Annotated in this window: 26 protein-coding genes and 1 tRNA gene; 13 read left to right on the top strand and 14 right to left on the bottom strand. The window is 48.2% G+C overall.

Going from position 1 to position 26,596, the window contains the following annotated elements; genetic code table 11:
- Nucleotides 1–25 precede the first annotated feature (25 nt).
- Complete coding sequence (gene ugpB / locus NBZ79_RS04430; RefSeq protein ID WP_251935853.1) at nt 26–1,342, bottom strand: sn-glycerol-3-phosphate ABC transporter substrate-binding protein UgpB; 1,317 nt, start codon at nt 1,340–1,342, stop codon at nt 26–28.
- Between the two features lie 246 nt (nt 1,343–1,588).
- On the opposite strand from ugpB, the gene NBZ79_RS04425 reads away from it, so the two are divergent.
- The 7 genes from NBZ79_RS04425 (at nt 1,589) to NBZ79_RS04395 (ending at nt 9,955) form a co-directional block, all read left to right on the top strand.
- The gene (locus NBZ79_RS04425) at nt 1,589–2,485 is read left to right on the top strand and encodes a LysR substrate-binding domain-containing protein (RefSeq protein ID WP_251935851.1); all 897 of its coding nucleotides are present in this window, start codon (nt 1,589–1,591) and stop codon (nt 2,483–2,485) included.
- A gap of 68 nt (nt 2,486–2,553) precedes the next feature.
- Nucleotides 2,554–3,477: a bifunctional helix-turn-helix transcriptional regulator/GNAT family N-acetyltransferase gene (locus NBZ79_RS04420; protein ID WP_251935849.1), complete on the top strand. Its 924-nt coding sequence runs from the start codon at nt 2,554–2,556 to the stop codon at nt 3,475–3,477.
- Complete coding sequence (locus tag NBZ79_RS04415) at nt 3,474–4,385, top strand: DMT family transporter (protein WP_251935847.1); 912 nt, start codon at nt 3,474–3,476, stop codon at nt 4,383–4,385. The genes NBZ79_RS04420 and NBZ79_RS04415 overlap by 4 nt, the downstream gene beginning before the upstream one ends.
- A 36-nt stretch (nt 4,386–4,421) precedes the next feature.
- Nucleotides 4,422–5,537 (top strand): dimethylsulfoniopropionate demethylase, encoded by a 1,116-nt coding sequence (locus NBZ79_RS04410; protein WP_251935845.1) that lies wholly within the window; start codon nt 4,422–4,424, stop codon nt 5,535–5,537.
- A 3-nt stretch (nt 5,538–5,540) separates the two neighbouring features.
- The gene (locus NBZ79_RS04405) at nt 5,541–6,854 is read left to right on the top strand and encodes an O-acetylhomoserine aminocarboxypropyltransferase/cysteine synthase family protein (RefSeq protein ID WP_251935843.1); all 1,314 of its coding nucleotides are present in this window, start codon (nt 5,541–5,543) and stop codon (nt 6,852–6,854) included.
- A gap of 3 nt (nt 6,855–6,857) precedes the next feature.
- On the top strand, nt 6,858–7,652 hold the full coding sequence (locus NBZ79_RS04400; RefSeq protein ID WP_251935841.1) for an alpha/beta fold hydrolase: 795 nt from the start codon (nt 6,858–6,860) through the stop codon (nt 7,650–7,652).
- Between the two features lie 2 nt (nt 7,653–7,654).
- The gene (locus tag NBZ79_RS04395) at nt 7,655–9,955 is read left to right on the top strand and encodes a 3-hydroxyacyl-CoA dehydrogenase/enoyl-CoA hydratase family protein (protein WP_251935839.1); all 2,301 of its coding nucleotides are present in this window, start codon (nt 7,655–7,657) and stop codon (nt 9,953–9,955) included.
- A gap of 24 nt (nt 9,956–9,979) precedes the next feature.
- Here the strand turns inward: NBZ79_RS04395 and NBZ79_RS04390 are convergent, their stop codons facing one another.
- The 7 genes from NBZ79_RS04390 to NBZ79_RS04360 form a co-directional block, all read right to left on the bottom strand.
- Entirely contained in the window at nt 9,980–10,324 is a 345-nt protein-coding gene (locus NBZ79_RS04390) for a RidA family protein (protein WP_251935838.1), read from the bottom strand.
- A gap of 17 nt (nt 10,325–10,341) precedes the next feature.
- Nucleotides 10,342–11,391, bottom strand: coding sequence for a gentisate 1,2-dioxygenase (gene gtdA / locus NBZ79_RS04385; RefSeq protein ID WP_251935836.1), 1,050 nt, complete (start codon nt 11,389–11,391; stop codon nt 10,342–10,344).
- Nucleotides 11,392–11,401: 10 nt separating this feature from the next.
- A complete protein-coding gene (locus NBZ79_RS04380) occupies nt 11,402–12,577 on the bottom strand; it encodes a 3-hydroxybenzoate 6-monooxygenase (RefSeq protein WP_251935834.1) in 1,176 nt (391 codons plus the stop codon).
- Between the two features lie 52 nt (nt 12,578–12,629).
- Entirely contained in the window at nt 12,630–13,592 is a 963-nt protein-coding gene (locus NBZ79_RS04375) for a bile acid:sodium symporter family protein (protein WP_251935832.1), read from the bottom strand.
- A 97-nt stretch (nt 13,593–13,689) separates the two neighbouring features.
- The gene (locus tag NBZ79_RS04370; protein WP_251935831.1) at nt 13,690–13,980 is read right to left on the bottom strand and encodes an adenylate/guanylate cyclase domain-containing protein; all 291 of its coding nucleotides are present in this window, start codon (nt 13,978–13,980) and stop codon (nt 13,690–13,692) included.
- The gene (locus NBZ79_RS04365) at nt 13,880–14,368 is read right to left on the bottom strand and encodes an adenylate/guanylate cyclase domain-containing protein (RefSeq protein ID WP_251935830.1); all 489 of its coding nucleotides are present in this window, start codon (nt 14,366–14,368) and stop codon (nt 13,880–13,882) included. Before NBZ79_RS04365 ends, NBZ79_RS04370 begins: the two co-directional genes overlap by 101 nt.
- A 184-nt stretch (nt 14,369–14,552) precedes the next feature.
- Nucleotides 14,553–14,969, bottom strand: a complete 417-nt coding sequence (locus tag NBZ79_RS04360; RefSeq protein ID WP_420854582.1) for a VOC family protein — start codon at nt 14,967–14,969, stop codon at nt 14,553–14,555.
- A gap of 81 nt (nt 14,970–15,050) precedes the next feature.
- Between NBZ79_RS04360 and NBZ79_RS04355 the strand changes: the two genes are divergently transcribed.
- Complete coding sequence (locus NBZ79_RS04355; protein ID WP_251935828.1) at nt 15,051–15,692, top strand: helix-turn-helix transcriptional regulator; 642 nt, start codon at nt 15,051–15,053, stop codon at nt 15,690–15,692.
- Between the two features lie 157 nt (nt 15,693–15,849).
- On the opposite strand, the gene NBZ79_RS04350 is transcribed toward NBZ79_RS04355, so the two are convergent.
- Entirely contained in the window at nt 15,850–16,059 is a 210-nt protein-coding gene (locus tag NBZ79_RS04350; protein WP_251935827.1) for a cold-shock protein, read from the bottom strand.
- A 431-nt stretch (nt 16,060–16,490) separates the two neighbouring features.
- Here NBZ79_RS04350 and NBZ79_RS04345 point away from each other — a divergent pair, with 431 nt between their 5' ends.
- A complete protein-coding gene (locus tag NBZ79_RS04345; protein WP_251935826.1) occupies nt 16,491–17,123 on the top strand; it encodes a LysE family translocator in 633 nt (210 codons plus the stop codon).
- A gap of 68 nt (nt 17,124–17,191) precedes the next feature.
- On the opposite strand, the gene NBZ79_RS04340 is transcribed toward NBZ79_RS04345, so the two are convergent.
- The 4 genes from NBZ79_RS04340 to NBZ79_RS04325 form a co-directional block, all read right to left on the bottom strand.
- Nucleotides 17,192–17,266: transfer RNA gene (locus NBZ79_RS04340), tRNA-Gln, on the bottom strand.
- A 133-nt stretch (nt 17,267–17,399) separates the two neighbouring features.
- Nucleotides 17,400–18,248 carry a 4-(cytidine 5'-diphospho)-2-C-methyl-D-erythritol kinase gene (locus tag NBZ79_RS04335; RefSeq protein ID WP_251935825.1) on the bottom strand — a complete coding sequence of 283 codons (849 nt, stop codon included), beginning with the start codon at nt 18,246–18,248 and terminating at the stop codon, nt 17,400–17,402.
- A 33-nt stretch (nt 18,249–18,281) separates the two neighbouring features.
- The gene (locus NBZ79_RS04330; RefSeq protein WP_251935824.1) at nt 18,282–20,024 is read right to left on the bottom strand and encodes a tetratricopeptide repeat protein; all 1,743 of its coding nucleotides are present in this window, start codon (nt 20,022–20,024) and stop codon (nt 18,282–18,284) included.
- A 132-nt stretch (nt 20,025–20,156) separates the two neighbouring features.
- Nucleotides 20,157–21,806 carry an electron transfer flavoprotein-ubiquinone oxidoreductase gene (locus NBZ79_RS04325; protein WP_251935823.1) on the bottom strand — a complete coding sequence of 550 codons (1,650 nt, stop codon included), beginning with the start codon at nt 21,804–21,806 and terminating at the stop codon, nt 20,157–20,159.
- Between the two features lie 274 nt (nt 21,807–22,080).
- Between NBZ79_RS04325 and NBZ79_RS04320 the strand changes: the two genes are divergently transcribed.
- The 4 genes from NBZ79_RS04320 to NBZ79_RS04305 all read left to right on the top strand — a co-directional run bounded on the left by NBZ79_RS04320 (nt 22,081) and on the right by NBZ79_RS04305 (nt 25,779).
- Entirely contained in the window at nt 22,081–22,923 is an 843-nt protein-coding gene (locus NBZ79_RS04320; RefSeq protein ID WP_251935822.1) for a uracil-DNA glycosylase, read from the top strand.
- 56 nt (nt 22,924–22,979) lie between these two features.
- Entirely contained in the window at nt 22,980–24,785 is a 1,806-nt protein-coding gene (locus NBZ79_RS04315; protein ID WP_251935820.1) for a lytic transglycosylase domain-containing protein, read from the top strand.
- The gene (moaB, locus tag NBZ79_RS04310) at nt 24,772–25,320 is read left to right on the top strand and encodes a molybdenum cofactor biosynthesis protein B (RefSeq protein WP_251935819.1); all 549 of its coding nucleotides are present in this window, start codon (nt 24,772–24,774) and stop codon (nt 25,318–25,320) included. The genes NBZ79_RS04315 and moaB overlap by 14 nt, the downstream gene beginning before the upstream one ends.
- Before the next feature lie 99 nt (nt 25,321–25,419).
- Complete coding sequence (locus NBZ79_RS04305) at nt 25,420–25,779, top strand: PilZ domain-containing protein (protein WP_251935817.1); 360 nt, start codon at nt 25,420–25,422, stop codon at nt 25,777–25,779.
- A gap of 60 nt (nt 25,780–25,839) precedes the next feature.
- Here the strand turns inward: NBZ79_RS04305 and NBZ79_RS04300 are convergent, their stop codons facing one another.
- A complete protein-coding gene (locus NBZ79_RS04300) occupies nt 25,840–26,490 on the bottom strand; it encodes a hypothetical protein (protein ID WP_251935815.1) in 651 nt (216 codons plus the stop codon).
- Nucleotides 26,491–26,596 lie beyond the last annotated feature (106 nt).

The raw sequence follows: 26,596 nt of genomic DNA, 5'->3' as shown, positions 1-26,596 counted from the left end.
ACAATTGGTTGAAGATTATTGAACGTTAGGACCCGTTCGCACGTTCAAATTTCCGAAGCAGAACATCGCCGCGTTTTGCAGCTTCGTCCATGCCTGCAGCACCGGTTTTATCACCGCTCCAGATTGCTTCCATTTCTTCGTTGATGACATCCCGGATCTGAACAAAATTACCGAAACGGATACCACGAGAATTTGGTGTTGGCGTATTCAAGCTCAGCTGTTTGATCGCCGTATCTGTCCCGGGATTTGACTTATAAAAGCCCTGTTTCTTTGAGAGCTCATAAGCAGGTGTCGTAATCGGCACATATCCGGTTTCCTGATGCCACCAAGCTTGAACTTCTGGCGACGACAAGTAATTCATGAACTGAGCAACACCCTTATATTCATCTGCTTTCTTGCCCTTAAGAACCCACAATGTAGCTCCACCAATGATGGAATTTTGTGGCGATTTGATAACATTCGGATAGAAAGGAAGCATAGATTGTCCAAACTCAAATTTGGCTTGCTTCTTGATTGAGCCGTAATATGCAGATGAATTCATCCACATACCACATTCGCCATTTGTGAACATGGACAGGCTGTCACCACGACGGCCACCATAAACGAACAGTTTGTTTTTTGACCAGTCCTGCAAATTCGTCATATGTGTCTTTACAATATCATTGTCGAATTCAAAGATTGTGTTGGTTCCTTTAAAGCCGTTTTCTTCTGTGCCCATTGGCAAGTTATGCCAAGCGCTGAAGTTTTCGACCATGACCCAGGATTGCCAGCCAAAAGAAAATCCGCACTTATAGCCAGCAGCAACGAGTTTCTCAGAGGCTGCTTTCATTTCAGGCCATGTTTTTGGGACAGATGCGACGCCTGCTTTTTTAAAGGCATCAGCATTATACCAAAGAACAGGTGTCGAACTGTTGAATGGCATGGAGAGGAGTTCTCCGTCCGATGTTTGATAGTAACTAATCACGGCCGGCAGATACTGAGATTTATCGAATGGCTCTCCCGCATCTTTCATCATTTCCTCAACAGGATAGACAGCTCCTTTGGCTGCCATCATCGTCGCGGTACCCACTTCAAATACCTGTACAATATGAGGCTGCTTCTTCGCGCGGAACGCTGCGATTGCCGCTGTCATTGTTTCGGTGTAGTTACCTTTGAAAGTCGGAACAACCTTGTATTCGGATTGTGTTGCGTTGAAGTCTGCAGCTATTTTGTTGACACGTTCACCATTGGTGCCGCCCATAGCATGCCACCACTGCACTTCCGTCGCAGCAGATGCAAGACCTGCACCGCCTGCGACTGCCGCTAGAACAGCAGGGACAAAAAGTTTTTTGAATATCGACATTAGTCTTTCCCTTAAGGTTGATTGGATAGCGCCAGAAAAATCTGGCACTTGAATATAGTTATTTCTGACGGAGACAACCCTTCCCCTCCATCAGGGTAACCGTATTTGTGAGCCCTTCAATGACCGTTTAATGACAGAAGGCAAATCACCCCGTAGATTTGGCTTTTTTGGGAGTTTATGATAAATCAAAGGAATATCTCCATAACACTATGTTATGGAATGCAAAGCTGTTGGAGGCGTTTGGTAATGAATCGGTTGCGACAACTGGAAGCGTTTAGAGCAGTTATCATTTCAGGCGGCGTTACCCCAGCTGCCAGTATGCTCAGTATTTCACAACCAGCGGTCAGCCGTTTAATTGCGAGTTTGGAGTCTGCATTACAAATACCTCTTTTCGATCGACGTCAGGGGCGTCTGCATCCAACGGCGGAAGCAGATTTTCTGTTCGCCGAGGTCGATCGTGCGATCGCAAATCTTGAACATATTTCTCAATTGGCAGCGGATATCCGCAATCAAAAGGCGGGGCATTTGAGGTTGGCCTGTCTCCCGGGCTTCGCGACATCTTTACTGCCTCGGGTGGTTTCCGAGTTTTTGCAAAGCAGGCCCGATGTAACAATGTCGATACAAACCCGAAGTTCGGATCGGGTAAGGGAATGGATAGCCGCGCAGCAATATGACATTGGTATCGCCGACGAGTTTGAAGGGCATGACGCTGTCAATCATGAATCCTATAACATTCGTACTGTCTGTGCTCTTTCCTCAAAGCATCCTCTAGCTAGAAAACCCGTCATTACCGTCCGTGATCTGGATAATATTCCCATGATTATTCAGGACCGCGAAAATCGATTTTATCATGCAATTAAATCCGCCTTTGATTCTGCTGGTGTTATTCTCAATCAACGCGTCGAAGTAAGACAGTTCGCTACTGCCTGCATTTTGGCCGAACAAGGAACAGGGGTAGCGATTGTAAGTTCCATAGACGCTGCGGAATATGTTGGAAAAGGGTTGGTAACCAGACCTTTTGAGCCCGAGTTACCTTTCCGCCTCGATATTCTCTATCCCAAATATCATCCGCGTTCTCTGTTAATGCAGGATTTTATAAGAAATTTTCTAAAAGGCTTAAAACCCTTCATCATCCCAGATTAGGGTAAAATCCTAATTTAGTTGACTCAGTCCACTAAATTAGTAAAATATGTCTGATATCGGAGAAATCAATGAAAAATTCCCTATCAGATATCGATGCAATTCGACATTTCAACAGATTCTACACCCGGCATGTCGGCGCCCTCAATGAGGGCTTGTTAAACAGTGATTTCACCCTTACAGAAATGCGTATTCTCTACGAATTATATGCAGGGGATAATCTGACGGCAGCATCACTAAACAAAGATCTGTCACTTGATCCTGCTTACTTAAGTCGAATCATAAAAAAATTTAAAACGAAGAGATTAGTCAAAACAGCGCCGAACCTTTCTGACCGACGTAAAACTATCCTATCCTTGACCAATCTTGGACGCGCAACTTTCATACCGTTTCTCAAATCCTCGCAAAAAGAGGTTGATACCGTTCTTTCTCGCTTAACGGATCCGCAAAAAAAGGAACTATTGCGTTCCATGAGGTCCATTTTGTCGATATTAGGCGATGATGCCCCTGCCCCAAATCCCGTTCTTATCCGGTCTCATCAGCCTGGCGATATTGGTTGGATTATTCACTCCCATGGAAAACTCTATGCCGAAGAGTATGATTTTGATGGCAGGTTTGAAGCGATGGTGGCCCAGATTGCGGGAAATTTTCTTGAAGACCATAATCCTGATAAAGAACATTGTTGGGTTGCTGAAAGAGAGGGGCATATTCTCGGATCTATTTTTCTGGTCCGCAAAGATGACCATACGGCCAAGCTCAGAATGCTCTATGTTAGTGCAGAAGCACGCGGCGAGGGCGTCGGCCGGAGCTTAATCAGCGAATGCCTAAACTTCGCCCGAAAAGCCGGATATAAAAAAGTAACATTGTGGACGAATGACATCCTCACAGCGGCTATCAAGCTTTATATCGAGGCAGGCTTCCAACTGGTTCACGAGGAAAAACACGTTAGTTTTGGTCAAGAACTCGTCGGTCAAACCTGGGACCTCACATTGTGACGCCACAACGATGGGCGCTGGTAGCAGCGACCATAAGTGCCCTCATAGTCGGTATCGCTTTGGTAGCAACCGGATCTATCGCAGAAGATGTCGGGCCGGCCACCATCGCTTTTATGCGCTACCTTATTGCCGTTTTATTTTTACTACCACTTGCCGTCAGTGGCCACTGGCTCAAGGTACGAAAGAAAGACTTTATTCCCATAGCTTTGCTCGGAATATTTCAATTTGCCATTTTGATCGTTCTGCTTAACTATTCAATCATCCATATAGACGTGGGATTAGCTGTTCTTATTTTTGCGACCCTTCCTCTCCTGACCATGTTAATCGCCGTCATGTTAGGTCAGGAAGTTTTTACATTGCGTAAATTGGCTGGCATTGTCATTACCATAATCGGCGTCTCATTTGCAGTCGGATTTACGGCATTTACTACCGAACTAGAGCCAAAAGGCTGGCTTGGGATCGGTGCTGCGTTCCTGAGTGCCCTCACAGGAGCAATTTGCTCCGTTTTTTACAAGCCCTATTTGCAGCGCTACCCCACTGTGCAGGTAAGCATTATGGCCATGGCAGCTTCTGTTATCTTTCTCCTCGCCGCTGTTTTTTATGAAGGACATTTCGACACTTTGACCGGGTTTGACGCGTCAATTTGGCTAACCTTCCTTTTTATCGGTATTTGCAGTGGTGCCGGGTATTTTGCCTGGCTCTTTGCTCTGAAGCATATGTTACCGTCAAACGTAACAGTATTTATGGGCATTAGTCCCATAAGCGCCGCTGTATTCGGCGCAATATTTATAGCACAACCCCTTACAATCCAGGACATCGTCGGCTCTGTATTCGTGGCTGTCGGTCTCATGATATCATTATGGCAAAAAACTGATGGAAACTCACAGAGAGTAAAGCGAGCGCTTTAAGAGCTTGTTCCATGTCCGCTTTAATTATGTGAGGCTATGATGACGCCACAAATCACAACGTCAAAACGACTCCGTTCAACCCCATTTACAAGCCGCGTCGAAGCCTGCGGGGTAAAAGGGTATACTGTTTACAATCACATGCTGCTGCCAACAGTCTTTCGAAGTTTAGAAGAGGATTACTGGCATTTATGTGAATATGTACAAATCTGGGATGTGTCTTGCGAACGCCAGGTGGAAATCATCGGGCCGGACGCACAAAAACTCGTGCAGAAAATGACACCCAGAGATTTATCCAAGGCAAAAACCGGCATGTGTTTTTATATTCCGCTTTGTGATGAAACCGGTGGAATGATCAATGATCCTATTGCAATCAAACATAACGACAATCATTGGTGGCTTTCGATTGCGGACACCGATGTCATGCTTTGGGCGAAAGGTTTGGCGACCGGCATGGATTTTGACGTACAAATTTGCGAGCCTGACATTTGGCCATTGGGCATTCAAGGTCCAAAGGCCGAAGAACTGACCGCCCGGGTTTTTGGAAAAGAAGTAAATGATATTCGTTTCTTTCGATATAAAATGCTGGCCTACAAGGGGACGGAAATGTTGGTTGCCCGCTCCGGTTGGAGCAAACAAGGCGGATTTGAAATCTATGTAAATGATCCTGATTTGGGCCGCGATCTTTGGGACGAACTTTTCCGGGTAGGTAAAGACCTGAATGTTGGTCCCGGTTGTCCAAATCAGATCGAACGAATGGAAAGCGGCCTCCTTTCCTTTGGCAGTGATATGAGTTTTGACACAACACCATTTGAGGTTGGTCTCGATCAGTATGTCAGCCTTGACGCGAGGATTGATAGCCTTAGCATTACCGCACTTCGCAAGCGAAACCCAAAAAAGAAGCTGGTCGGGATTGTTGTAAACGAGCAGGTCGATTTCTCGGATAATCTCATTTATCAGGATGATTTCGTGATCGGAGAAATCACTTCGATGGTTTGGTCACCTCGATACCAGTCACAATTAGCCTTTGCGTTATGTGATTTATCCGCTATTTCTTCACGAACGCATGTTCATGTCCGCAGTAATGACGGGCTCAAGCAAGCTCGAGTAACAAAATTACCGTTTGATTTTGAGGCTCTCGGCTTAAAAGGATAACTAATGACTAAATCTTCATTTCTGGGTCCGGATACCATCGCCTTGCATAGTGGATATCAGCCGGAAGCGGAACATGGTGCGCGTGCCGTACCCATTTATCAGACAACCTCCTATGTATTTGACAGTGTCGACGAAGGATCAGCCCTTTTCAATCTGGAAAAAGGGGGGCACATATACAGCCGCTTGACTAATCCAACAGTCGCGACGTTGGAACAAAGGCTGGCCGCCTTGGAAGGCGGTGTTGGCGCTGTGTGCACTGCTTCAGGTATGAGTGCAATATTCGCAACAGTTATTAGCTTATGTTCCGCCGGAGATCACATCGTCTGCGCGTCGCAGATATATGGATCCAGCGTTACCCTTTTCCAAAATACATTCAAACGATTTGGCATCGAATGCACGTTCGTTTCAATAAACGACAAAGAAGCACTAGCAGCCGCAATTCAAGACAATACAAAAATGGTATTCTGCGAATCCATTGGAAACCCTGGTCTTGAGGTGTCAAACCTTCCCATGATCTCTGAAGTTGCTCACGCATCCGGTATCCCTTTGGTCGTCGATGCAACCTTCGCAACCCCAGCTCTTTGCCATCCCCTTGAGCATGGTGCCGATGTGGTAATCCATTCCGTCACCAAATGGATAGGAGGGCATGGCCTGGCCATTGGCGGCGTCGTTATCGACGGAGGGAGTTTTGATTGGAAGGCAAGCGGTCGTTTCCCGACCATGACTGAACCGTTCGAGCCTTACCACGGTATTCGTTTTTGGGACGAGTTCGGCCCATCAGCGCTTTCCATGCGGATACGGGTTGAAACCATGTTGAATATTGGCCCTTCCATGAGCCCGAATTCAGCGTTCCTCTTTCTGCAAGGGCTGGAAACACTCAGCCTGCGTATGAAACAACATGTTGCCAATGCTCAGGCTCTTTCACAGTGGTTAGCAAATCATGAGGACGTTGCCTGGGTAAATCACCCGGACCTAGACGGAAGCCCGACTTATGACCTGGCGAAACAACTCTTCCCTGAAGGAGCAGGGTCAATGCTTTGTTTTGGTTTGAAAGGTGGCCGTGACGCTGGCGCAAAATTTATTGAAAATGTCAAAATCTCCTCACATTTGGCGAATGTTGGCGATGCTCGAACCTTGGTTCTTCATCCGGCAAGTACGACACATTCGCGCCTGGATGATGAAGCCATGAGGGCGGGAGGACTAAGTCCGGACATGATCCGGGTATCGGTTGGTATCGAAACATTCAAAGATATTAAGGCTGATTTTGCCTCCAGCATAAAAGCGGCTGCTAAAGCCGTTGCGAAAGCAGGTAATTAGGAAATGTATTTAACAGTTAATAATCAAGAAATATTTGCGGCAACAGGCGGAGTTGAGTTTGACAAGAGTAAGCCGACAATCGTTTTCCTTCACGGCGCCGGAATGGATCATCGGGCCTGGGCCTTGCAAACCCGCTATTTTGCCTTCCATGGTTTTTCCGTTCTGGCACCGGATCTACCAGGTCACAGCCTGTCGTCTGGAGAGCCGTTGGACAGTGTCGAAGCTATGGGAAGCTGGTTGGTGAAAGTGGTTGAGGCTGCGGGTGCCGAATATGTGCATTTGGTCGGACATTCGCAGGGATTTCTTATTGCTTTGGAAGCTGCTGCAGGGCTGGGTAATCGCCTTCAGTCAATTACCGCGGTTGCGACGGCGGCGTCTATTCCGGTTAATCCCGCGCTCATTGAAACGGCTCAAAAATCCCCGGATACAGCAGCTGGAATGATGCTTCAATGGGGGTTCGGACAACGCACACAAATGGGCATGAGCCCTGTCCCAGGCCAACAACCAATTGCCATAGGCCATCAAATTATGTCGTCAAACCCTCTCGCGAAAGATCTCATCGCCTGCAGTGAATATTCACTCGGGGCTGAACGCTCCAGGGAAATTAAATGCCCAACCCATGTTATTCTTGCAGCTGAAGATAAAATGACGCCGGTTAAAGCCGGATTGGCCCTTGCGGTCGACCTCGACGTCAAAGCAACGGTCCTGAAAAATGCAGGGCACATGCTGCCGGTTGAAGCTCCGGTTCAATGTCTCGAAGCCATGGGGACTTTTATCCAATCACTTGAGGAAAAATAAGCGTGACGAAAGAAATTAGAAAAGTTGCCGTCATTGGCGCGGGCACCATGGGTGCCGGCATTGCAGGACAAGTCGCCAATGCCGGAGTTAATGTTTTGTTGTTGGATCTGCCAAGTGAAGGCGCGTCCGTAAACGCGCTAGCGGAACGGGGTATGGACCGTTTGCGAGATCCCGCATCCCCTGGATTGATGAGTGATGAAGCCGGCAACCGCATCGAGATTGGCAATACGCGGGATGATTTCCACAAACTGGCAGATTGCGACTGGGTAGCAGAGGCTATTGTTGAACGGCTTGATATCAAACAGGACCTGTATCGACGGTTAAACGAGACATGCCGCGACGATGTTATCGTCACCTCAAACACCTCGACAATTCCTATCCGGTTGCTGACAGAAGGTTTACCAAAATCCTTCGCAGAACGCTTTGCCATTACACATTTCTTTAATCCAGTCCGGTTTATGCGCCTTCTGGAACTGGTGCGCGGAGAACATACCCGTGACGATATTATTAAGATGTTCGACACCTTTTGCGAACAGCGTCTTGGCAAAGGCGTTGTCATATGCGCGGATACACCAGGCTTTCTTGGAAATCGCGTTGGCGTTTTTGCCATTCAATGCGCCTTGCATACTGCTTTTGATATGGGGCTTTCCCCAACAGAGGCAGACGCGCTCTTTTCGCGACCTATGGGTATTCCAAAAACCGGCGTGTTTGGTCTTTATGACTTGATCGGTATAGATCTGATGGCAGATGTGGCACAAAGCCTCGTCAATATATTACCTGCGCATGATGCCTTTCACAAATATGGCAACCCTCTTCCCTTGATGACGAAGATGATTGCAGATGGCCAGAAAGGCAACAAATCCGGACAGGGATTTTACCGGGAAAAAGAAGGGGAGCGACAAGTCCTGGATCTTGAAAGTGGCGAATATGTCGATTTCGAAAGACTGGATTTACCACTTGCAGCGCGTGCGGAACGTGATGGCGTCGTGGAGCTGTTTAATGACAACAGCCGATATGGCGACTACACCTGGCGAGTCTTATCACAAACGCTTTGCTATGCGGCATCTCTTATTCCTGAAATTGGTGAGGATCCGGTTCCGATCGATGATGCCATGAAGCTTGGATATAACTGGATACATGGTCCGTTCGAACTTATCGATCAGATCGGTGTTGATCGGTTTATAGATCGACTGGAATTGGAGGGGTCAGAAATTCCTCCCTTTCTTCAGAAGGCTCGGGGTTCCAGTTTCTACGCCGTCGAGAACAATATCCTTAAGAACAGATGGGATCACGGCTCATTGCGCCCTTTACTCAGAGCCGATGGGGTCTTGCGGTTTTCTGAAGTCCGCCAAACCCTCAAAGCACAAAATGAAAACAGCTCTGCCAGTTGGTTTGAGTATGAAGGCGCCGCTGTTGTCGAATTCCATAGCAAGGCGAATGCGTTGGATGGTGACTCCATGCGTATTTTGAATGATGCCGTCACACAAGCACCGAACAAGAATCTAAATGGGGTAATTGTACATAATGATGCGCAGCATTTCTCCTGTGGTGTGAATCTCGGCGGTGTCAGATCGTTCTTTGAAAATGAAGATTATGCCGGGCTTGATCAATTTCTGGATCGTGATTTCCAGCAAATTGTCCTTGCCATGCGGGAGTGCGCGCTCCCGGTAGTCGTCGCACCATCAGGCCTTTCCATCGGGGGCGGATTTGAAGTTGTTCTGCATGCAGATCATGTCATTTGCCATTCAAATTCAGTAATGGGATTGGTGGAATCACTGGTTGGTGTTGTTCCGGGCGGCGGGGGTTGCAAGGAAAATCTCTATCGGTGGTATGAGAAAACCGGGGATATGGAAAAAGCTGCCTGGAATGCCTTTATGAACATCGGGATGGGCCGCACAGCCACCTCTCCGGTTCTCGCAAAGCAGCAAGCCATGTTGAGGCAAAACGACGAATTTCTGATGAACCGGGATAGATTGCTAAGCTCCGCCCTTACGGTATTGCCGAACATAAAGAAAGCACCGGCACGCGCACCAATTCCTCTCGCAGGCAAACCCTCCTTTGATAAAATGCAGGATTGGCTTAACACGGCAAAGGACAAGGGCATGATTATGGCCCATGATGTCACGGTCGGCACGGAAATCGGCCGGATCGTCAGCGGCGGCGACTGTGAACCAGGCACGCTTGCAAGCGAGCAGGATTTGTTCAATGCGGAGCGGAAAGCCTTTCTTATTCTAGCCAAGACACCGGAAACTCAAGCCCGGATCGTCAGTATGCTCGATACGGGTAAATCGCTGAGGAACTAAGTTCCTCAGCGTCCAGTTCGTTCCTTACTTGGCTGCGACCACAATAATTTCAACCGTGTAATCCGGGGTGGCAAGTGCGCTCTCGCCGCAGGCCCGGGTTGGCGGATTATCCGGATCAATCCAGGCATCCCAGACAGCGTTCATTTCCGCGAAATCCTTCATGTCTTTCAGCCAAATAGTTGCCTGCAGAAGCTTCGACTTATCCGAGCCCGCTTTTGCCAACAGAGTTTCAATTTTACCCAATATCACTTCTGTTTGCGCTGTAACGCTCTCTCCCGCGACGCCAACCTGTCCTGCAAGATAAACCGTGTTGCCATGAATAACTGCTTGGCTCATCCGGGTTCCGACACCGATACGTTCAATACTCATACTTTTTCCTCTATCAATTAATTATTCTGGCGATCTTCCCGCCAGAATCCCAGTTTTTGTTGTGCAGCTCGATCCGAAAAACTAAACAATACGGCCTCTTCACTGACAACATGTGTACTCCATTTCCAGCTAGGGACAACGAATATGTCTTTCGGTCCCCAATTAAACTCCTGACCATCGACAGTCGTTTTCCCAGCTCCTTCCGTTACAACATAAACCGTCGCATCCGTTGACCGATAGGGTGCCGTCGAAAAGCCTTTAGGCAATAGTTGCAAGTAAGTTCCAATGGTCGGCATGGCGAAGCCTCCATCAACCGGGTTGATATATCGCAGTTTGAGCCCATGACAGGGATCCCATTCCTCTTGCCGCTTCATGACGTCAAGGCTTTCACGGCTTCGCTCATAAGGGTAATTGAAAATCGGCGAGGCCAATCCTTTTGCGGCAAAATCCACCGGCAGCATATTTGCGCCATATCGAGCGGGAGAATCCCCTACCCCCTTGCTCAAAGGCTGCGCATCCTGCTCAAAAGCTTCCGCAAAAGATGCATCGTAAAAGGACACCATGGGAATATCGAGACCATCTAGCCAAACCATGGGGTCTTCGCTTTGGTTCCCATGATCATGCCAGGCCATTGGCGGCGTGATTACGAAATCTCCAAAGTTCATATTCGTCTTTTCGCCATCAACCGTCGTATGTGCATTTGCACCCTCCAGGACAAAACGCAATGCGGATTGCGTATGTCTATGAGCTGGCGCGATTTCACCTGGTAACACCAGTTGCAAGCCGGCATAGAGCGATGTTGTAATTTTACTGGTACCGCGCATGCCAGGATTTTCCAAAACAAGAACCCGCCTTTCCGCCTCTTTTGCGGTAATCAATCCTCCGGATTCCAGCAAATAGCGCCTAAGGGGTTCATAATGCCAAAGATGAGGGACACAGGCACTCGTTGGTTCCGGTGTTACAAGGTCAGACAGCACAGTCCACAGAGGTGCCAGATGCTCCTTATCAATTTTCTCATAGAACTGTTTTCGTTCTTCCGTCAAAGCAGGTTTTTCCTGGTTTGCCATAATCCATCCTCTATCCCAGGCCGGTTTTTCCATAAATCCAATCAAGACGCTGATAATATTCTTCCGGACGCCAAGATTGCAAGACTTGGTCCCGAACCTTCGCCTTCGCTCCGTCGGGATGGTATATATACTCGCCGATTAAACGCGAACTTATCTGAACACGCGCGGTACGGGCAACACGTTGGGCCTCATAAGTTGCCAGAGCTTCACCCGTTGATGTCTTATTCTCCATCATATGAGCCAGACATACAGCATCTTCCAATGCCATACAGGCACCTTGCGCAAAATACTGCAGCATTGGATGCGCCGCATCTCCCAGCAAAACAACCCGGCCGTCACGCCATCTATCTACCGGTTCCCGGTCGCACAGAACCCATAATTTCCAGTCGTTCCCGTGCTCTATGATCTGTTGGGCTTTTGGATGGATATGCTCAAATCCCTGCCGTACTTCCTGTTTTTCAACCGGTTTTCCGGCCACGGGTTCAGGCGCATCATTATGATAGGTCACAACCAGATTGAAATATTTCCAGCCGGCAAGCGGGTAATGCACAATGTGGCATTTAGGCCCCGCCCAGAGCGTCGCCGCGTTCCATCTTAAGTCTTCTGGCATCTGGTCATAGGGAATAACAGATCGATAAGTCGTATGACCCGAAACAACCGGATCGCCATCACCGACTAGTTGCTTTCGGATATTGGACCACAGGCCATCGGCCGCAATTAGAAAGTCAGCATCAATGCTCTGTTCCCCCTCGATATGTACGCGGACATGATCGGACATATTCTCATATGACTGAACATTCTGGGCTGTCCGCAACTGAACCAGTTCGCTCTCCTGGCAGGCTTTCAAGAGAACCATATGTAAATCCGCCCGATGCACAACGGCATATGGGTTACCGAAAAAACGACGAAAATCGTCGCCGAGGGGAATATGCGTTATTTCTTCCGCCGAAACGGCATCCATCAAGCGCAGTTTGTCTATATACACCGCCTGCGATCGCGCCTGATCTCCAACGCCGAGATAGTCAAATGCGTGAAAGGCATTGGGGCCCAACTGAATACCAGCGCCAATTTCGCCAAATCGAGAGGCTCTCTCCAAAACAACAGACTCAATGCCTTTTTGTGCGAGGCCGAGCGCAGCTGCCAACCCCCCTATTCCGCCGCCCGCTATGATCCCTGTTTTCACCATTTAACTCTCATCTCTCTCGAACCCGTGTTGATCACGGGGTTACTTTATTTTCCTATATCTTCGTCGCCGGGCTTTTACGAAACTCCTTAAAGATCCATCTTTCAAGAAGGGGTGTCAGGTATATGGGTACTTGGTAAAAAGCCAGAAAGACAACGACGCCCGCGAAAACGTCTTCAGGAAGAGTTGGAACCATCAATGCAAAGTTGCGATTCCCCGCGAGCAATCCAATACTTGCCGGCATTTTCTCGGGCTTCTTAATCTTACCTGAATGGAAAAACTCCGCTACCAGCGCAAATACAAAATTCGTTCCGAAATTCGCCACAAGCGCAATGAGGCAAATACCGATCGCGACTATCGGCTCCTTGATTAAAACCGCACTTCCCGGCCCCATGACAGCCATCAAAAAGGCAAGCAGCAGGATAGTTGTGATGCCGTCAAAAACCTCGCCATTTCGGCGAATACGGTCAACACCGAGAAGGTACCGAAGAATACTACTGACGATGAGAGCACCACCAACGATGTAAACAAGCTTGAGGAAAATAGTCCAGGCATCAAGATCAATTTCAAAACCAGCAGATAAGGTGAGGATTGGTGGAGCGATAAAGGGAAGAAGAAGCGCACCGACCACCGTAACGTTCAGACATATGGCGCTATCCATTCCGATCATCAAGGCAATATTAGTCGTCGATGCAAGCGGCGGCGCACAGGCAAACATCATAAGGGCAAGCGCAATTTCAGGCGGCGGGGATGTGACAATAACTATGCCCATCATGATGATCGGCGACAATATGAACATTGCCCCCAATACACTAAGCAGTAATTTCGGATTTTTTAATTGTAAAATGACCGGTTTGAAATCAACTCTCAAAAAAGCAATGCCAAGCAGGGCGGATACAAGGACCGGAAAAGCTGGCATGAGGTAAGTATCGAGTTGCGGCAAAAAGAAAGCAACAACGACACCGGCGGCCAGAATTATGGCGGAATGTTTCCCCAGAAAACGCAACAGTAACATCATAAAGGAAGACCCGGAATGCACAGGACAGAATACTGCCAGATTAAAACCCTAGTCTTAGGAGTGAGCCACACATGTCAACAGAAATATATGACTAATATTAAGCACTCGATATTTCATAAACATCAATAGTGTTAATTTTACCGCGGACTGCTTTTTCTCCCTTGGAGGTGAAGACAACACCTGCATCCTCGAGATTGGATGCTAGATTAGAAGTTGTTCCGCTCGCTAAAATCGTTGTTCCCAGTTCCTTATTCATGGCTTCCAGCCGCGACGCGACATTCACGACGTCACCATAAGCAAAGTATTCCGGGCGATGATCTGTACCAACAAGGCCTGCAACGACAAGTCCACTTACTAACCCCAATTCGCGTTGGCAAAAATACACCATTGGCAAAACTGGTAGATTTAAGAGTTGCGTCCAGTTCCAAAGCACAGCGGATCGCATTTTCAGCATGATCTGGATCTTCCTTGGGTACGTTAAATACCGCATAAACCGAATCCCCAATGTAGTTCAGAACCAAACCGTCATGCTTTCGGATAATTTTCGACACGATGTCGAAATATTCGTTAAGAATACCGATGAGTTCAACAGGATCGACAAATTCAGATAATCGCGTAAACCCGACCAGATCCGTAAACAATACGGTCGCCATTCGTAAATCACCAGACAATCGAGGATTGCTCATTCCGGTCGAGATTAGAAGATTGGCAAGATCAATCATTGCCATGGAGGGCAGTAGATTTAAAAAATAGGCGCTGGGGCGCGGGCCATACATAAAAGTATCTGGCAGGTTAAATTTGGATCTTCAGAACTTATACGGAGAAGGAGGGAAGCTAGATTACCTTGGCTCTGGGTTTGGGTTTGGATTCTTCATGAAAATACAGGTTTGAGAAATCTGAATTGCACGGTGACCTGCCCTCTACAGAACCACCGTGCAGCTATGTTAACCTGATGCTCAACTAACTATACATATTTCTTTCAGTTGATATATCGCTGAAATATTGCACGAATTCAAATTCGAAACCTGCGGGATCCATGAAATATGCATTGCGTCGAAACGGGTTATCTTCTCCCTGCAAATGCGGTTGAAATCCGGAATTATCCAGTCGGCCAACCAAACTGGCAAGATCGTCAACAACGAAGCCCAAATGTGCCAGTCCAGTGCTATGCCCTTTCAAATCGCGGTTTTCCCCTTCTCCGTGATCATTGAGCGTTATGTAATTGTCGGCCGTACCGAAATGCACCCAATTTCTCGGCTTTCCATACCAATCATTGGATCCTTTACCGCGAATTTTCCAGTCGGGGAACGCGGCCTTCAAGAATGCCAGGGTCCGGTCTAAATCGGACACAACCAGATTTGCATGTTCGAACTTAATCATAAAATTAATCTCCATTTAAGAAAGTGTTTTCTTTATATAATAACTTGAATTTATAAAGCAAATAATTTATAAAAAGAAATGGTAAAAAACAGCACCGACAACACTGCGCGAAGAAATATGGTCCTCGACAGCTTGAAGCGAAAAGGCCCGCAATCGGCACATGACCTGGCTGAACAGTTTGACGTTACGCCCATGGCCGTCCGTCTGCATCTCTATGATATGGAGAAAGAAGGCTTGGTTGCGTCAGAAAATCGTTCCGTGGGGCGTGGACGCCCGCTCAAAATCTGGAACCTTACAGAAGATGCAAACCGTGTTTTCCCCGATGCCCATCAAACATTGGCAGTGGACTTGATTGGTACAATGAACAAGCTGTTTGGCAACCAGGGCTTGGACAAAATAATCGAAGCGCATGGGGCCCGACAGAAATCCGACTATTTCAGTCGACTTAAAGACACAACCTCTCTTGAAGATCGCGTAAAGGCGCTTGCTAAAATTCGAACAGACGAAGGGTATATGGCAGAAGCCCTGCAAGATGCGTCAGGTTGGCTTCTTATTGAAAACCATTGTCCCATTTGCTCTGCAGCTAAAGCCTGTGCGGGCCTGTGCAAGAACGAGTTGGAGATATTTCAGGAAATAATCGGGCCTGATGCGATTGTGACCAGAGAGGATCACATATTGGCCGGCGCGCGTCGCTGCACCTACCGAATTATCGAGCTTTAAATTTTTGAGAGGAGATCAGGAATGTTGGGATTGTTTGACAATCTTTAATTCACGCTCAACAAGGAATGCCTGCTGCATCTTCTTAAAAAGAGTTTATTGAGGCATTGCCAGTATAAAGCAGCCGCTTCCAACGAATTGGAAGCGGCGCGTTTCGTCTTTAGTCGACGACTGACAGATTTTCGGCAGATGATTTGCCGTTTTTGCCAGCTTCAAGTTCGTAAGAAACTTTTTGACCTTCATTCAATGTGCTCAAACCAGCGCGTTCTACGGCTGAGATGTGAACGAAAGCGTCATTTGATCCGTCTTCAGGCTCAATGAAACCAAAACCTTTAGTTGGGTTGAACCATTTTACTGTACCAGTAGCCATTATCTTAATCCTTTAATAGCAACGTGAACTCCTCGCCTCGCACCATGCAAAAGCGGGGTCTTGTAACGATCACATTGTCAGCGGATAACGAAGCTAATCGGCGTACCGGTCATCTAGGCATGTCAGAACAAATGCAACACGTACGCGCTATGTAGACCTTATCAACAAGAAGTCAAGGTATTCTGATCATCATTTCACTAAGCTGTTAGGGTATAATGTAATCAAGGCACACTGTTATCCGGACATCCAGTCTCAGTTAGTCGGTCTCAATTCAAATTTACCTGATAACCGAGAATCGCTAGCGGCAATGTTGAAACCGACATTCAGCCGGGCTGCAGCCAGGGACGGAACGACCCAAAAATGACGCCTTACACAAGCTAGAAGGACGTGATATGTAACCTGGAGCCGGAACAAATTGATTGAGACAAATCATGCCCAATCTCGAAATCCTGATAGCCTTTTTCGTGGCCACTGCTGTTTTTGCATATATGCCCGGGCCGGCGATGCTCTATGCTGCGGCGCAGACGATGGCGCGGGGCAGACGCGCGGGATGGTTTGCTGCTCTCGGAATTCACGTCGGCGGATATGCCCATGTAGTCGCAGCCGCACTTGGACTGGCTGTTCTATTTGAGGCAGTGCCGACCCTCTATGTTGTCCTGAAAATTGTGGGCGCAGCCTATTTGATCTGGCTAGGCTGCAAACTTTTCATGAGTAAATCGCCGTTGACGACAAACAGTTTACAGATCGAGCAAAAAGGGCCACGCCGAGCTTTCTGGGACAGTATTGTTGTTGAAATATTGAACCCAAAAACGGCTATCTTTTATCTGGCATTCTTACCCCAGTTTACCGACCCAAGCGCGGGATTTCCGATCTGGCTCCAGCTCTTTATTCTGGGCACAATCGTGAATTTTATGTTTTCATCGGCAGATATTGCGTGCGTTCTGCTTGCTGACAGAATTTCCGTTATTTTACGAAGTTCCCGTGCCGCAGGACGGTTTACTCAAAAAGTTGGCGGAAGCATTCTAGTCTTACTTGGCCTGAACCTGGTCCTTAGCCGGCAATAACCGCGAAGCATTTCTCCGTTACAGTTCGAAGCTACCTCGGCTTAGACCTGTTCCCGTTCATCGAAAAATGGCTGGGGTGGCAGGATTCGAACCTGCGCATGACGAGATCAAAACCCGTTGCCTTACCGCTTGGCGACACCCCAATAAGGAGCCTCTTTCTATCCAAGTCATCGACCAAGCTCAAGTCAAATTTTCAAAAATATCCAAAATCTGTATTTACGCGAAAATAAAGAGTGGTAAATCAGTAGAAAATTACGACAATTCGCCCTTATTGCTTTAGACCGGCATTACCTTAACCCACCAATCGGGATACTCCTGCGCAATTTTGGATGCGGCAGTATCCGCAGTAACTTTCAATTCAAACAATCCAAAACATGTCGCACCGCTTCCGCTCATCCGGGCCAGTTTACACCCGGATTGCGCCTCAAGAACACAGAGAACTTTTGAGATGTCTGGGGCGATTTTGATTGCGGCAGGCTGCAGGTCGTTTCTACAGCTGTTAAGCAACGAAAATAGAGGACCTGTTGTCGTTAAATCGAATGGCTCGATATTTGGCCTGTCCACAGGAATGTTAAGGTTTTTAAATACTTCCGGCGTTGAAACCTTTGTCTTCGAGTTAATCAGCAAAATATAAAACCCTGGAAAGGGATCTATCTCGCTTATATCTTCTCCAATTCCCGCCATAATCAGCGGTTTTTCAATCAGGCAAGCCGGGACATCGGCACCGAGAGACAATCCGATATCCTGTAATTCTTCCGGGCCTAATGAACATTTCCACAATTTTGCCAAAAGAAGCAACGCTGCCGCCGCATCGGCAGATCCGCCCCCAATTCCCGACGCCACCGGGAGATTTTTAACAAGCTCAATTTCCGCACCCTGACGACATCCTGTATGTTGTTGCAGCAAACGGGCGGCTTTTAAAACCAGATTGTCTGATATGTCACCGATGTCATCTGAGAACGGCCCGGATACGGATAAGGACAGGTCCTTACCTTGCCGAACTATTATCTCGTCACCGCCATCAGGAAAAACGACAAGGCTTTCCAGGAGATGATATCCGTCATCCCGCTTCCCTGTTACATGTAAACACAAATTGACTTTAGGCTTCGCTATTTTTTTGATCATTAAGAACCCAAGTCAACCGGACACAGGACGGTCCTAGTTTTCTGCTTTGATTTTGTTCGGCAGCCCATCTTTGAGTTTCTGCTCGATTTCCCTGGCTTGCTCTTCCGTTGGTTCAAGCCAAAGGGCACGTTGCCATTGATACCGCGCCTCGTCAGACCGCCCTACCCGCCAGTACGCATCACCGAGATGGTCGTTAATGGTTGGATCAGCGGCCTGCAATGAAACAGCTTTTTCAAGCTGCGCAACCGCATCCTCAAAATCTCCGAGACGATAATATAACCACCCTAAACTATCAATAATATATCCATCCCGCGGACGCAGGGAGACGGCCTTGATCAGCATATCTTTTGCCTTGTCCAGGTTTTCATCCCTGTCTACCCAGGAATAGGCCAGATAATTTAAGACTTGCGGATGGTCGGGGCGAAGTTCCAGAGCTTTAAGCAGATCTGTTTCAGCCAGCGCCCATTGTTTTGATTGCTCATAGGCAATACCCCGAGCGTAGAATAAGGACCAATGCCGATTTTCAAACGCTGGCAGCCGACTTACCGCCCGTCCATATTGAAGGGCGGCTTCATTCCAGTTTTTAGCATCCCTGTTCATATCTGCAAGGACAACCAGGGCTTCTATGTCGTTTGGATAGGCATCAATCACCTCTTCGAGGATACGGGAAGCCTCGTTTTGATCCCCCAGCTTGTATGTGGCCCAGGCTTGGCGGGTTCGGGCATTCTTATAATAGGCCGAATTCTCATCAATCTGGCTGTAGAGATCCAGGGCTTCCGTCCACCGGTCACGATCTTCCGCTGCTTCAGCCAGCAAAACCCGTGCAACTGGAAAATCCGGCTTCAACATGAGGGTGAAATATGTATAGGTTGCCGCAATGCCAACTGCCCGCTCCCGGCCAATAACCGATGCGGCGCTATACAATGCCTCAGCTGCGCCATCTACGGGGGAGCTTAGCATCGGCTTTAAAGGCCGCCCGGCATCCAGGTCATCAATGAGCAGGTTAATGGTCGGGCTTAACGGATACCGTATCAGATAGTCATCGAACAGGTCACGGGCTTCCTGCTCTCGCCCGGTGCGCACCAGGTAAATACCGTAAGCCTGAACAAGTCGGACCGCTTGGCCAGCGGGGCCTTGCATTGCGTCCGCATAGAGTTCATCTGCAAGCTCTTGTTGGCCCGATACATCCGCAATCATCGCAGCGTGATATTGTTTTAGGGTATCAAAGCCATCGAATTTATCCAGCGCGTCCAGTTCAGCAATTGCCGCATTAACATCCCCCGAACCAAGTGTAACCCAGGATCTCAACAGCGGTTTTACCAAAACATTGAAGCCGGTATCGCTCGTCTGTTTCAAATGTTCTTCAGCGACTAGATATTTATTTTCACGCAGGGCATCCAGCGCCAGAACCAGATGCGGGGCGGAATTTTCGCCTTCTTCTTTTACCAGTATCTGCGCAAGTTGAAGCGCTGTTTCAATGTCGCCCATACCAAGCGCTGCCTGAAAAGCACCGGTTAATAGAATGATATCATCGGAATTTTGGAGCAGCGCATCCGCGAAATATTTTGAAGCAGCATCGGCATTCTGCTCCCGCATGGCATGCCGGCCAGCTAAATATTGCCCGGTAACTGACGGCTGATAAACGTCCGTCGTCCCGCCCGCATCCTGGAATGTCTTAGGCAAGGCGTCCCGTTCACTGGATTGACTGGACCCCGCGCAGGCGCTCAAGGCTGCCGTGACAAAAAAACCACCGATAACTGTTTTTAATATACTCACTTTTTACACCCGTCATTCCTTAACCAGTAAGACTTTGATCTCTTCGCCAGATCATAACCGCTATAAGCTAACGTTTTATTTAGGGCAGATGGTATCAAGTTAAACAAAAATCGGTGTTTCGAATGATATTATCTACATATTCGGGTAATTGGGCCCGCCAGCGCCTTCGGGAACGACCCAGTTAATATTCTGTGACGGATCCTTAATATCACATGTTTTACAATGAACACAGTTTTGCGCATTGATTTGTAATCGCGGATTTGACCCATCATCATCGGTCAAAAACTCATAGACCCCGGCCGGACAGAATCTTTGTTCCGGGCCGGCATATTCCGCATAGTTGACGGCAACCGGCACAGCATCATCTTTCAGCGTCAAATGAATAGGCTGGTCTTCCTCATGGTTGGTATTGGACAGGAACACGGAAGATGGTTTGTCGAACGTGTAGATCCCATCATATTTCGGATAGTCAATTTTCTTGCAGTCCTTGGCTTTTTTCAGCGCCGAAAAATCATCATGGTGATTGAAGGTCCAGGGCGCCTTACCCCTGAAGAACTTCAAATCCAGCCCCGTATAAAGGGTTCCGGCAAGCAATCCCCATTTGAACGCCGGGCGACTGTTGCGCACGCGATATAATTCGTCATAAACCCAGGAGGATTTATATAGCTCGGGATACTGGCTGAGGGTTTTGGCAGGCGCTTCGGCATTTTCACTGATTGCATCAACAATCGCCTCTGCCGCCATCATGCCCGATTTCATGGCGGTATGCGTCCCCTTGATTTTCGGAACGTTGAGAAAACCGGCTGAACATCCGATCAAAGCCCCGCCCGGAAAGGCAAGCTCGGGGACCGATTGAAAACCGCCTTCATTGATCGCCCGGGCACCATAGGAAATACGTTTGGCCCCTTTGAGCATTTCCTGCATCATTGGATGTGTCTTGAATTTCTGGAATTCGTCATAAGGTGACAAATAGGGATTTTCATAATCCAGAGCCACGACATAACCCACATAAGCCTGATTATTCTCAAAATGATAGACAAAGGATCCGCCATAGGTATTTCGATCCAGCGGCCAGCCGAAGCTATGGAAGATCTGGCCTTCGTGATGTTGCGACGGGTCAAGCTCCCAGAGTTCCTTGATGCCAATACCAAAAGTCTGCGGGTCGCAATTTTCACGCAAGTCGAATTTTTCAAACAGGGTTTTTGTCAGCGATCCCCGCACGCCTTCTGCAAATAGCGTGTATTTGGCGTGCAGTTCCATGCCCGGCTCATATGCCGGTTTTTGTTCCCCATCGCGGCCGACACCCATGTCACCTGTCGCAACGCCTTTAACACTGCCATCTTCATGATAGAGGATTTCAGCCGCGGCAAACCCGGGATAGACTTCGACACCTAGCTCTTCCGCCTGCTCTGCCAGCCAACGGCAGAGATTTCCCAGGCTGATGATATAATTTCCGTGATTGCGCAACTGCCCCGGCAGCAGGAAGTTTGGAAATTGCAGTTCATTGGCTTCCGTCATGAAATAGAATTTTTCCGATTTCACCGGTGTATTGAGAGGCGCGCCTTTTTCCTTCCAGTCCGGAATTAGTTCGTCCAGCGCACGGGTTTCAAACACATTCCCGGAAAGAATATGGGCCCCTATTTCTGATCCCTTTTCAAGGACACAGACGCTTATTTCCGTCTCGGTCTCCATGCTAAGCTGGCGCAATTTAATTGCCGCCGACAATCCCGCCGGACCACCGCCAACAATTACAACATCAAACTCCATAGATTCGCGTTCCATCTCAGCCTCTTCTTATTTTATTGTAAAATGGCGCCCCGATTTCCCGTCATTTGCCAAAAAACAAATTAGATACCAGGTGACCAAATACTGCCCAATTTCCTTATGACACTATATTTTTTTTGCGGTGCGTCAATCCTGTTTCAACGGCGCTTTGGCAGTTTCCAGCCCTTCCCCAACGTTATCCGCCACTTGGATTAGATAACGAGCAAATAACAGAATCCAAAATAGGCTGGAATATCCGGTTCGACTTTGAATCAATTCAATGATTTTTCTCATGCCCGCCATCTTCTATCGCGACCATTTTCTCTGTAATATCCATGCGATGGAACAAATCCCTGAAATAAATGCGCTGATAAGATTTTACCTTGAGGCAGGTGTCGACGAAACCATTGGCACGGAACCGGTCGACCGCTTTAAACCCGTTGCAACTGCGGCGGCGGCTCCTGAAAAGCCATTGTCGAGGCCGCAAAATAAGCCGCAAAAGGCGTCGCAAGCCGTTCCTACCGTCAATCTGACAGACGGTATTCGGTCCGCTGTACAAAGTGCAGCGCAATGCAAAACAATCGACCAACTGTTAGATGCCATCAATGAGTTCGAGGGATGCTCGCTTAAGAAAATGGCGACAAACACAGTTTTTGCCAGCGGCAATCCGAATTCCAGGCTGATGGTAATTGACCGCCCCCCTTCCGTTGATGAAGATCGCAGCGGTCTGCCTTTTTCCGGCAGTACCGGGGCGCTGCTTGAAAAGATGCTGGCGGCCATCGGGCTTGAAATAAACGAGGTCTACCGGACAAGCATTCTTCCGTGGCGACCGCCGGGCGGGCGGACCCCAACAGACGAAGAGCTGGCGTTATGCCTGCCTTTCATCGAGCGTCATATTGCTCTCGCCAAACCCCAATTTATCCTGCTTTGCGGTGAAGCTGCGGCTTATCTCCATCGCCGGAAATCCGGCATCAATAAGCTCCGCGGTCACTGGACTGATTTTCAGTATACGGACGGTACATCTGCTACCCTCGCGATTTTCCATCCGGCCTTTTTGCTTGACCACCCCTCTTCGAAAAAGTACGCGTGGGTCGACTTGCAATCCCTGAAGGCAGCTATGGAGAGAATAAAATGATCTTTCTTCGAACCAATTATATTGAGTATTTCTCAGGTTAAAGTATTTATCTGCCTATGATTTTCTTTGAAAAGCCATTTTTCTCTCTTCCCCGTAAAGTTTCCTCAATAAGGATACTTCTGGTTGGGCTTGGCTGTTTCCTGTCTTTCTCCCAAGGGGCGACGGCAACCGACATCGCCCCGATTTTATCGCTTGAGGACAAAGACAGTTATTCCGAAGTTTTCATTTTACAAGAAGCGGGAAAATGGAAACAGGCTGATAAAATTATCAAAACCATCTCAAACCCGATCCTGATGGGCCATGTTAAATTCCAGCGCTATATGCATCCCACCAAATATCGCGCAAGCTATGAAGAGCTGCATTTATGGATGAAAGCCTATTATGATCATCCCGGGGCCCATCGATTGCACAAACTGGCGAAAAGTCGGCGCAAACCGGGATGGAAGCCGTTATCCCCCCCGTTGCAAAGCCGCTATCTGGGAGGAACCGGACCCGGACAACCCGCCTATCTGTCGAGATCCTATAAAAGCTCCCGCAAAAGATCCGTTCAAACACGGAATAATGTCGCCCACGCGAAACGCGTTGTTCGCCGATATCTTTACCGCGACGAAGCGACAAATGCCGTCAAATATCTTGAGCAGAAAAAAATAAAAAAGCTGCTGGACCAAACAGAGTATGACCAGCTTCTTGAAAAAGTCGCGCAAAGGTATTTTCTCTACGCCAAGGACGAAAAAGCGATCAAATATGCGGAAGCGGCGCTGAAAAAGTCCAGAAAGCATGTCCCGCTGGCAGATTGGACAGCCGGTCTTGCTGCCTGGCGATTGGGCGACATAGAAAAAGCGGCCAGTCATTTTTCTCAACTGGCTGATACCAGACGAATTTCAGACTGGAACTACACCGCGGCAAACTGGTGGGCGTCGCGCGCCTATCTCAAACTTGGAGATCCGGAAAAAGCCATTCTTTATCTGGAGAGAACGGCTGAACAGCCAAGGACATTTTACGGCCTGCTGGCGCTTCGCCAACTCGGTGTTGAAAAACCCTTTAACTGGGACCTGCCGGAACTCAGTCAGTCAGACCTTGATTGGCTGCTCAAAATTCCGTCGGCGCAACGGGCCGTTGCCTTGAGTGAGATCGGGCAATTTGATCTTGCTGCCCAGGAACTAAGATCGGCTTTTCCAAGCGCCAATCCCCGGCTGGCTCCGCTTCTATTGACCCTGTCAGAAAAAATCGGCACGCCATCGGTGGCCATGCGAATGGGACTATATCTTTGGGAATCGGAAAATATCACTTGGGATGCCGCCATATATCCATTGCCAAAATGGCAACCATCAGATGGTTTTAAGGTAGACCGTGCGCTGATTTATGCCTTTATGCGACAGGAATCGGGTTTTTACTCCAGGGCGAAAAGCGGCGTTGGCGCGAAGGGTCTGATGCAACTCATGCCCTCAACGGCAAGTTATCTGTCCGGGGATAGATCGCTCCGAAACCGCAGCAACAAGAAACTGTTCGATCCGGCTTATAACCTTGAATTGGGGCAGCAATACCTGTCCTATTTAATGAATATCAAGGATGTCGATACGAACCTGTTTCATTTAACCGCAGCCTATAACGGCGGACCGGGGAATCTAAAAAAATGGAAGACCAGAACCCGGTTCATGGATGATCCGTTGTTCTTTATTGAGGCAATGCCAAGCAGGGAAACCCGGAGTTTCATCAAAAGAGTGCTGACAAATTTCTGGATTTACCGACATCGTATGGGACAGGATCTTCCTGGCCTGGATCAAATGGCCGTCGGCGAATGGCCACACTATATGCCTCTCGATATTGACGAAGAAAAGGTAGCAGACAATGCCCGGAATTGATACGACACGCTCTTTTATCGCGGTTCGAATTGCCGTCTTAACGGTTTCCGATACGCGTGGCCTTGCAGAAGACCGCTCGGGTCAGACACTGGTGGACCGGATAGAAGCAGCCGGGCATTCGGTTGCCGATCGTAAAATTGTCAAAGACGAGATCCCGAAAATACAGGCAATTGTAAAAGACTGGATCGACAATGGGGATGTCGATGTTATCATTTCAACCGGCGGAACCGGTGTAACCGGCAGGGATGTCACGCCTGAAGCCTTTACAGCCCTGTATGAAAAAGAAATATCAGGATTTGGAGAGTTGTTCCGCATGCTGAGCTACCAGAAAATCGGGACGTCAACCATCCAGTCCAGAGCGACGGCAGGCGTTGCTGGCGGAACCTATCTGTTTGCGCTGCCCGGATCAACGGGCGCTGTAAAAGACGCCTGGGATGATATATTGATCCATCAGCTAGACTACAGATTTATGCCGTGTAATTTTGTGGAACTGTTTGATCGGCTGCAAGAGGGGCAGAAAAGATCAAAGTCGTGAACTCTTCTGGTTGCTGTCAGTTTCTTTGCAAACCGAAAATTAATCATTTGCGCTTAATTTCCTAGGGGCAGAGATAAATGATTTGAACAAAGAAGCGACATGGCGAACTTTTTTACAACAGCTAAATACCGACCTCATAGTCGCAAAGACCACAGATACGAAATACCAAAGCTGCATTTAAAAATAGCGGATCAGGAATTCGATACCTATGATTGGAGTCTGGGTGGCTTTCGAATTGACGATTACAAGGGGCGGCCACCTGTCGGCGAACTGGTTACAATCAGCCAAATGGCCTATGCGCCGGATACCACCGCTGACGTTCACGCCACCGCTGTGGTTACCCGAATTTTACTCGGTAAAAACCAGGTGGCATTTGCTTTTAACAAACTGGATGACAAATCCTTCGATTTACTCGAAGTCGCCAGCATGAGACGCCTGTCCCAACTGGCAGACCGATAAAATAATAAGCGGCGGCGCTTTCTTTCCAATCGCCGCCGCAGCCTGTTCTCCCCTTAAAAACTATGCTGTTATCCAATAGCCTTTCGATGTCAGGCAGGAGACACCCGTTTGTGAGGTGACCCGTCCGCGATAGCTGATGGTCTGCCGGTATTCCTTGCAAAGGTGACCGCTGGAATCCACACCTTCGCGGATCACCACGATTGTGCCGTGACGCCCCTTGTCATACCAGCTCACGACCTCACCGACAGGCGCATCCAATGCAGAATAGACAGCCCGATGATGGCGCTCTATTTGCCGGTCCGAAAGATTGATCACAAACCGAGTTTGAGCGAAGGGCCAGTAAAAACCCCGATAGGAATAATATCCGGGATAGCGGTATCCCTTGTAGGGTTTCACATATACATATGTCGGCTTGTAAAAATGCCGTTTGTAATAGGGATTTTTGTAGTGGCCGTAGTAAACGGGATGACGGGGCGCATTATATTTTCTTTTCGCATTTGGTTTATAAATCGGCTGGTGCGGCTTTAGTTTGTTTTTGTGAACATGGGATTTTCCCTGATTCCAGTTTATTTTCGCTTTATGGCTTGAGGATTTATGTTCCTTGTGGCTGACATTTTTGCCCCCGTATGAGGGGCCATGTGACAGCGCCGCCGGGACAGCCACTCCGCCGGAAATTAGTGTGACAAACAAATAGATCGCTATTTTTCTCATGTCCGCATCCCTTCTTCACTTGTTACTTCCCTATGAAACGAACGAGGGTCTGCATTTCCGTCGAAGATATTTGTTCTTGTTTTGTTCTATTAAGTTTGATAAAATG

This window comes from Sneathiella marina, from assembly GCF_023746535.1.
Lineage (GTDB): Bacteria > Pseudomonadota > Alphaproteobacteria > Sneathiellales > Sneathiellaceae > Sneathiella > Sneathiella marina.
This window is presented reverse-complemented; position numbering and strand designations above follow the sequence as displayed.

Coding starts and splice junctions, on each gene's coding strand:
- NBZ79_RS04420 (WP_251935849.1), top strand. CDS start 2,554: ATGAAAAATTCCCTATCAGATATCGATGCAATTCGACATTTCAACAGA.
- NBZ79_RS04380 (WP_251935834.1), bottom strand. CDS start 12,577: ATGGTGAAAACAGGGATCATAGCGGGCGGCGGAATAGGGGGGTTGGCA.
- NBZ79_RS04325 (WP_251935823.1), bottom strand. CDS start 21,806: ATGGAACGCGAATCTATGGAGTTTGATGTTGTAATTGTTGGCGGTGGT.
- moaB (WP_251935819.1), top strand. CDS start 24,772: ATGCCCGGAATTGATACGACACGCTCTTTTATCGCGGTTCGAATTGCC.
- NBZ79_RS04305 (WP_251935817.1), top strand. CDS start 25,420: ATGGCGAACTTTTTTACAACAGCTAAATACCGACCTCATAGTCGCAAA.
- NBZ79_RS04400 (WP_251935841.1), top strand. CDS start 6,858: ATGTATTTAACAGTTAATAATCAAGAAATATTTGCGGCAACAGGCGGA.
- NBZ79_RS04390 (WP_251935838.1), bottom strand. CDS start 10,324: ATGAGTATTGAACGTATCGGTGTCGGAACCCGGATGAGCCAAGCAGTT.
- NBZ79_RS04355 (WP_251935828.1), top strand. CDS start 15,051: ATGGTAAAAAACAGCACCGACAACACTGCGCGAAGAAATATGGTCCTC.
- NBZ79_RS04375 (WP_251935832.1), bottom strand. CDS start 13,592: ATGATGTTACTGTTGCGTTTTCTGGGGAAACATTCCGCCATAATTCTG.
- NBZ79_RS04370 (WP_251935831.1), bottom strand. CDS start 13,980: ATGGTGTATTTTTGCCAACGCGAATTGGGGTTAGTAAGTGGACTTGTC.
- gtdA (WP_251935836.1), bottom strand. CDS start 11,391: ATGGCAAACCAGGAAAAACCTGCTTTGACGGAAGAACGAAAACAGTTC.
- NBZ79_RS04300 (WP_251935815.1), bottom strand. CDS start 26,490: ATGAGAAAAATAGCGATCTATTTGTTTGTCACACTAATTTCCGGCGGA.
- ugpB (WP_251935853.1), bottom strand. CDS start 1,342: ATGTCGATATTCAAAAAACTTTTTGTCCCTGCTGTTCTAGCGGCAGTC.
- NBZ79_RS04320 (WP_251935822.1), top strand. CDS start 22,081: ATGCCCGCCATCTTCTATCGCGACCATTTTCTCTGTAATATCCATGCG.
- NBZ79_RS04335 (WP_251935825.1), bottom strand. CDS start 18,248: ATGATCAAAAAAATAGCGAAGCCTAAAGTCAATTTGTGTTTACATGTA.
- NBZ79_RS04350 (WP_251935827.1), bottom strand. CDS start 16,059: ATGGCTACTGGTACAGTAAAATGGTTCAACCCAACTAAAGGTTTTGGT.
- NBZ79_RS04405 (WP_251935843.1), top strand. CDS start 5,541: ATGACTAAATCTTCATTTCTGGGTCCGGATACCATCGCCTTGCATAGT.
- NBZ79_RS04365 (WP_251935830.1), bottom strand. CDS start 14,368: ATGTATGGCCCGCGCCCCAGCGCCTATTTTTTAAATCTACTGCCCTCC.
- NBZ79_RS04410 (WP_251935845.1), top strand. CDS start 4,422: ATGATGACGCCACAAATCACAACGTCAAAACGACTCCGTTCAACCCCA.
- NBZ79_RS04315 (WP_251935820.1), top strand. CDS start 22,980: ATGATTTTCTTTGAAAAGCCATTTTTCTCTCTTCCCCGTAAAGTTTCC.
- NBZ79_RS04425 (WP_251935851.1), top strand. CDS start 1,589: ATGAATCGGTTGCGACAACTGGAAGCGTTTAGAGCAGTTATCATTTCA.
- NBZ79_RS04345 (WP_251935826.1), top strand. CDS start 16,491: ATGCCCAATCTCGAAATCCTGATAGCCTTTTTCGTGGCCACTGCTGTT.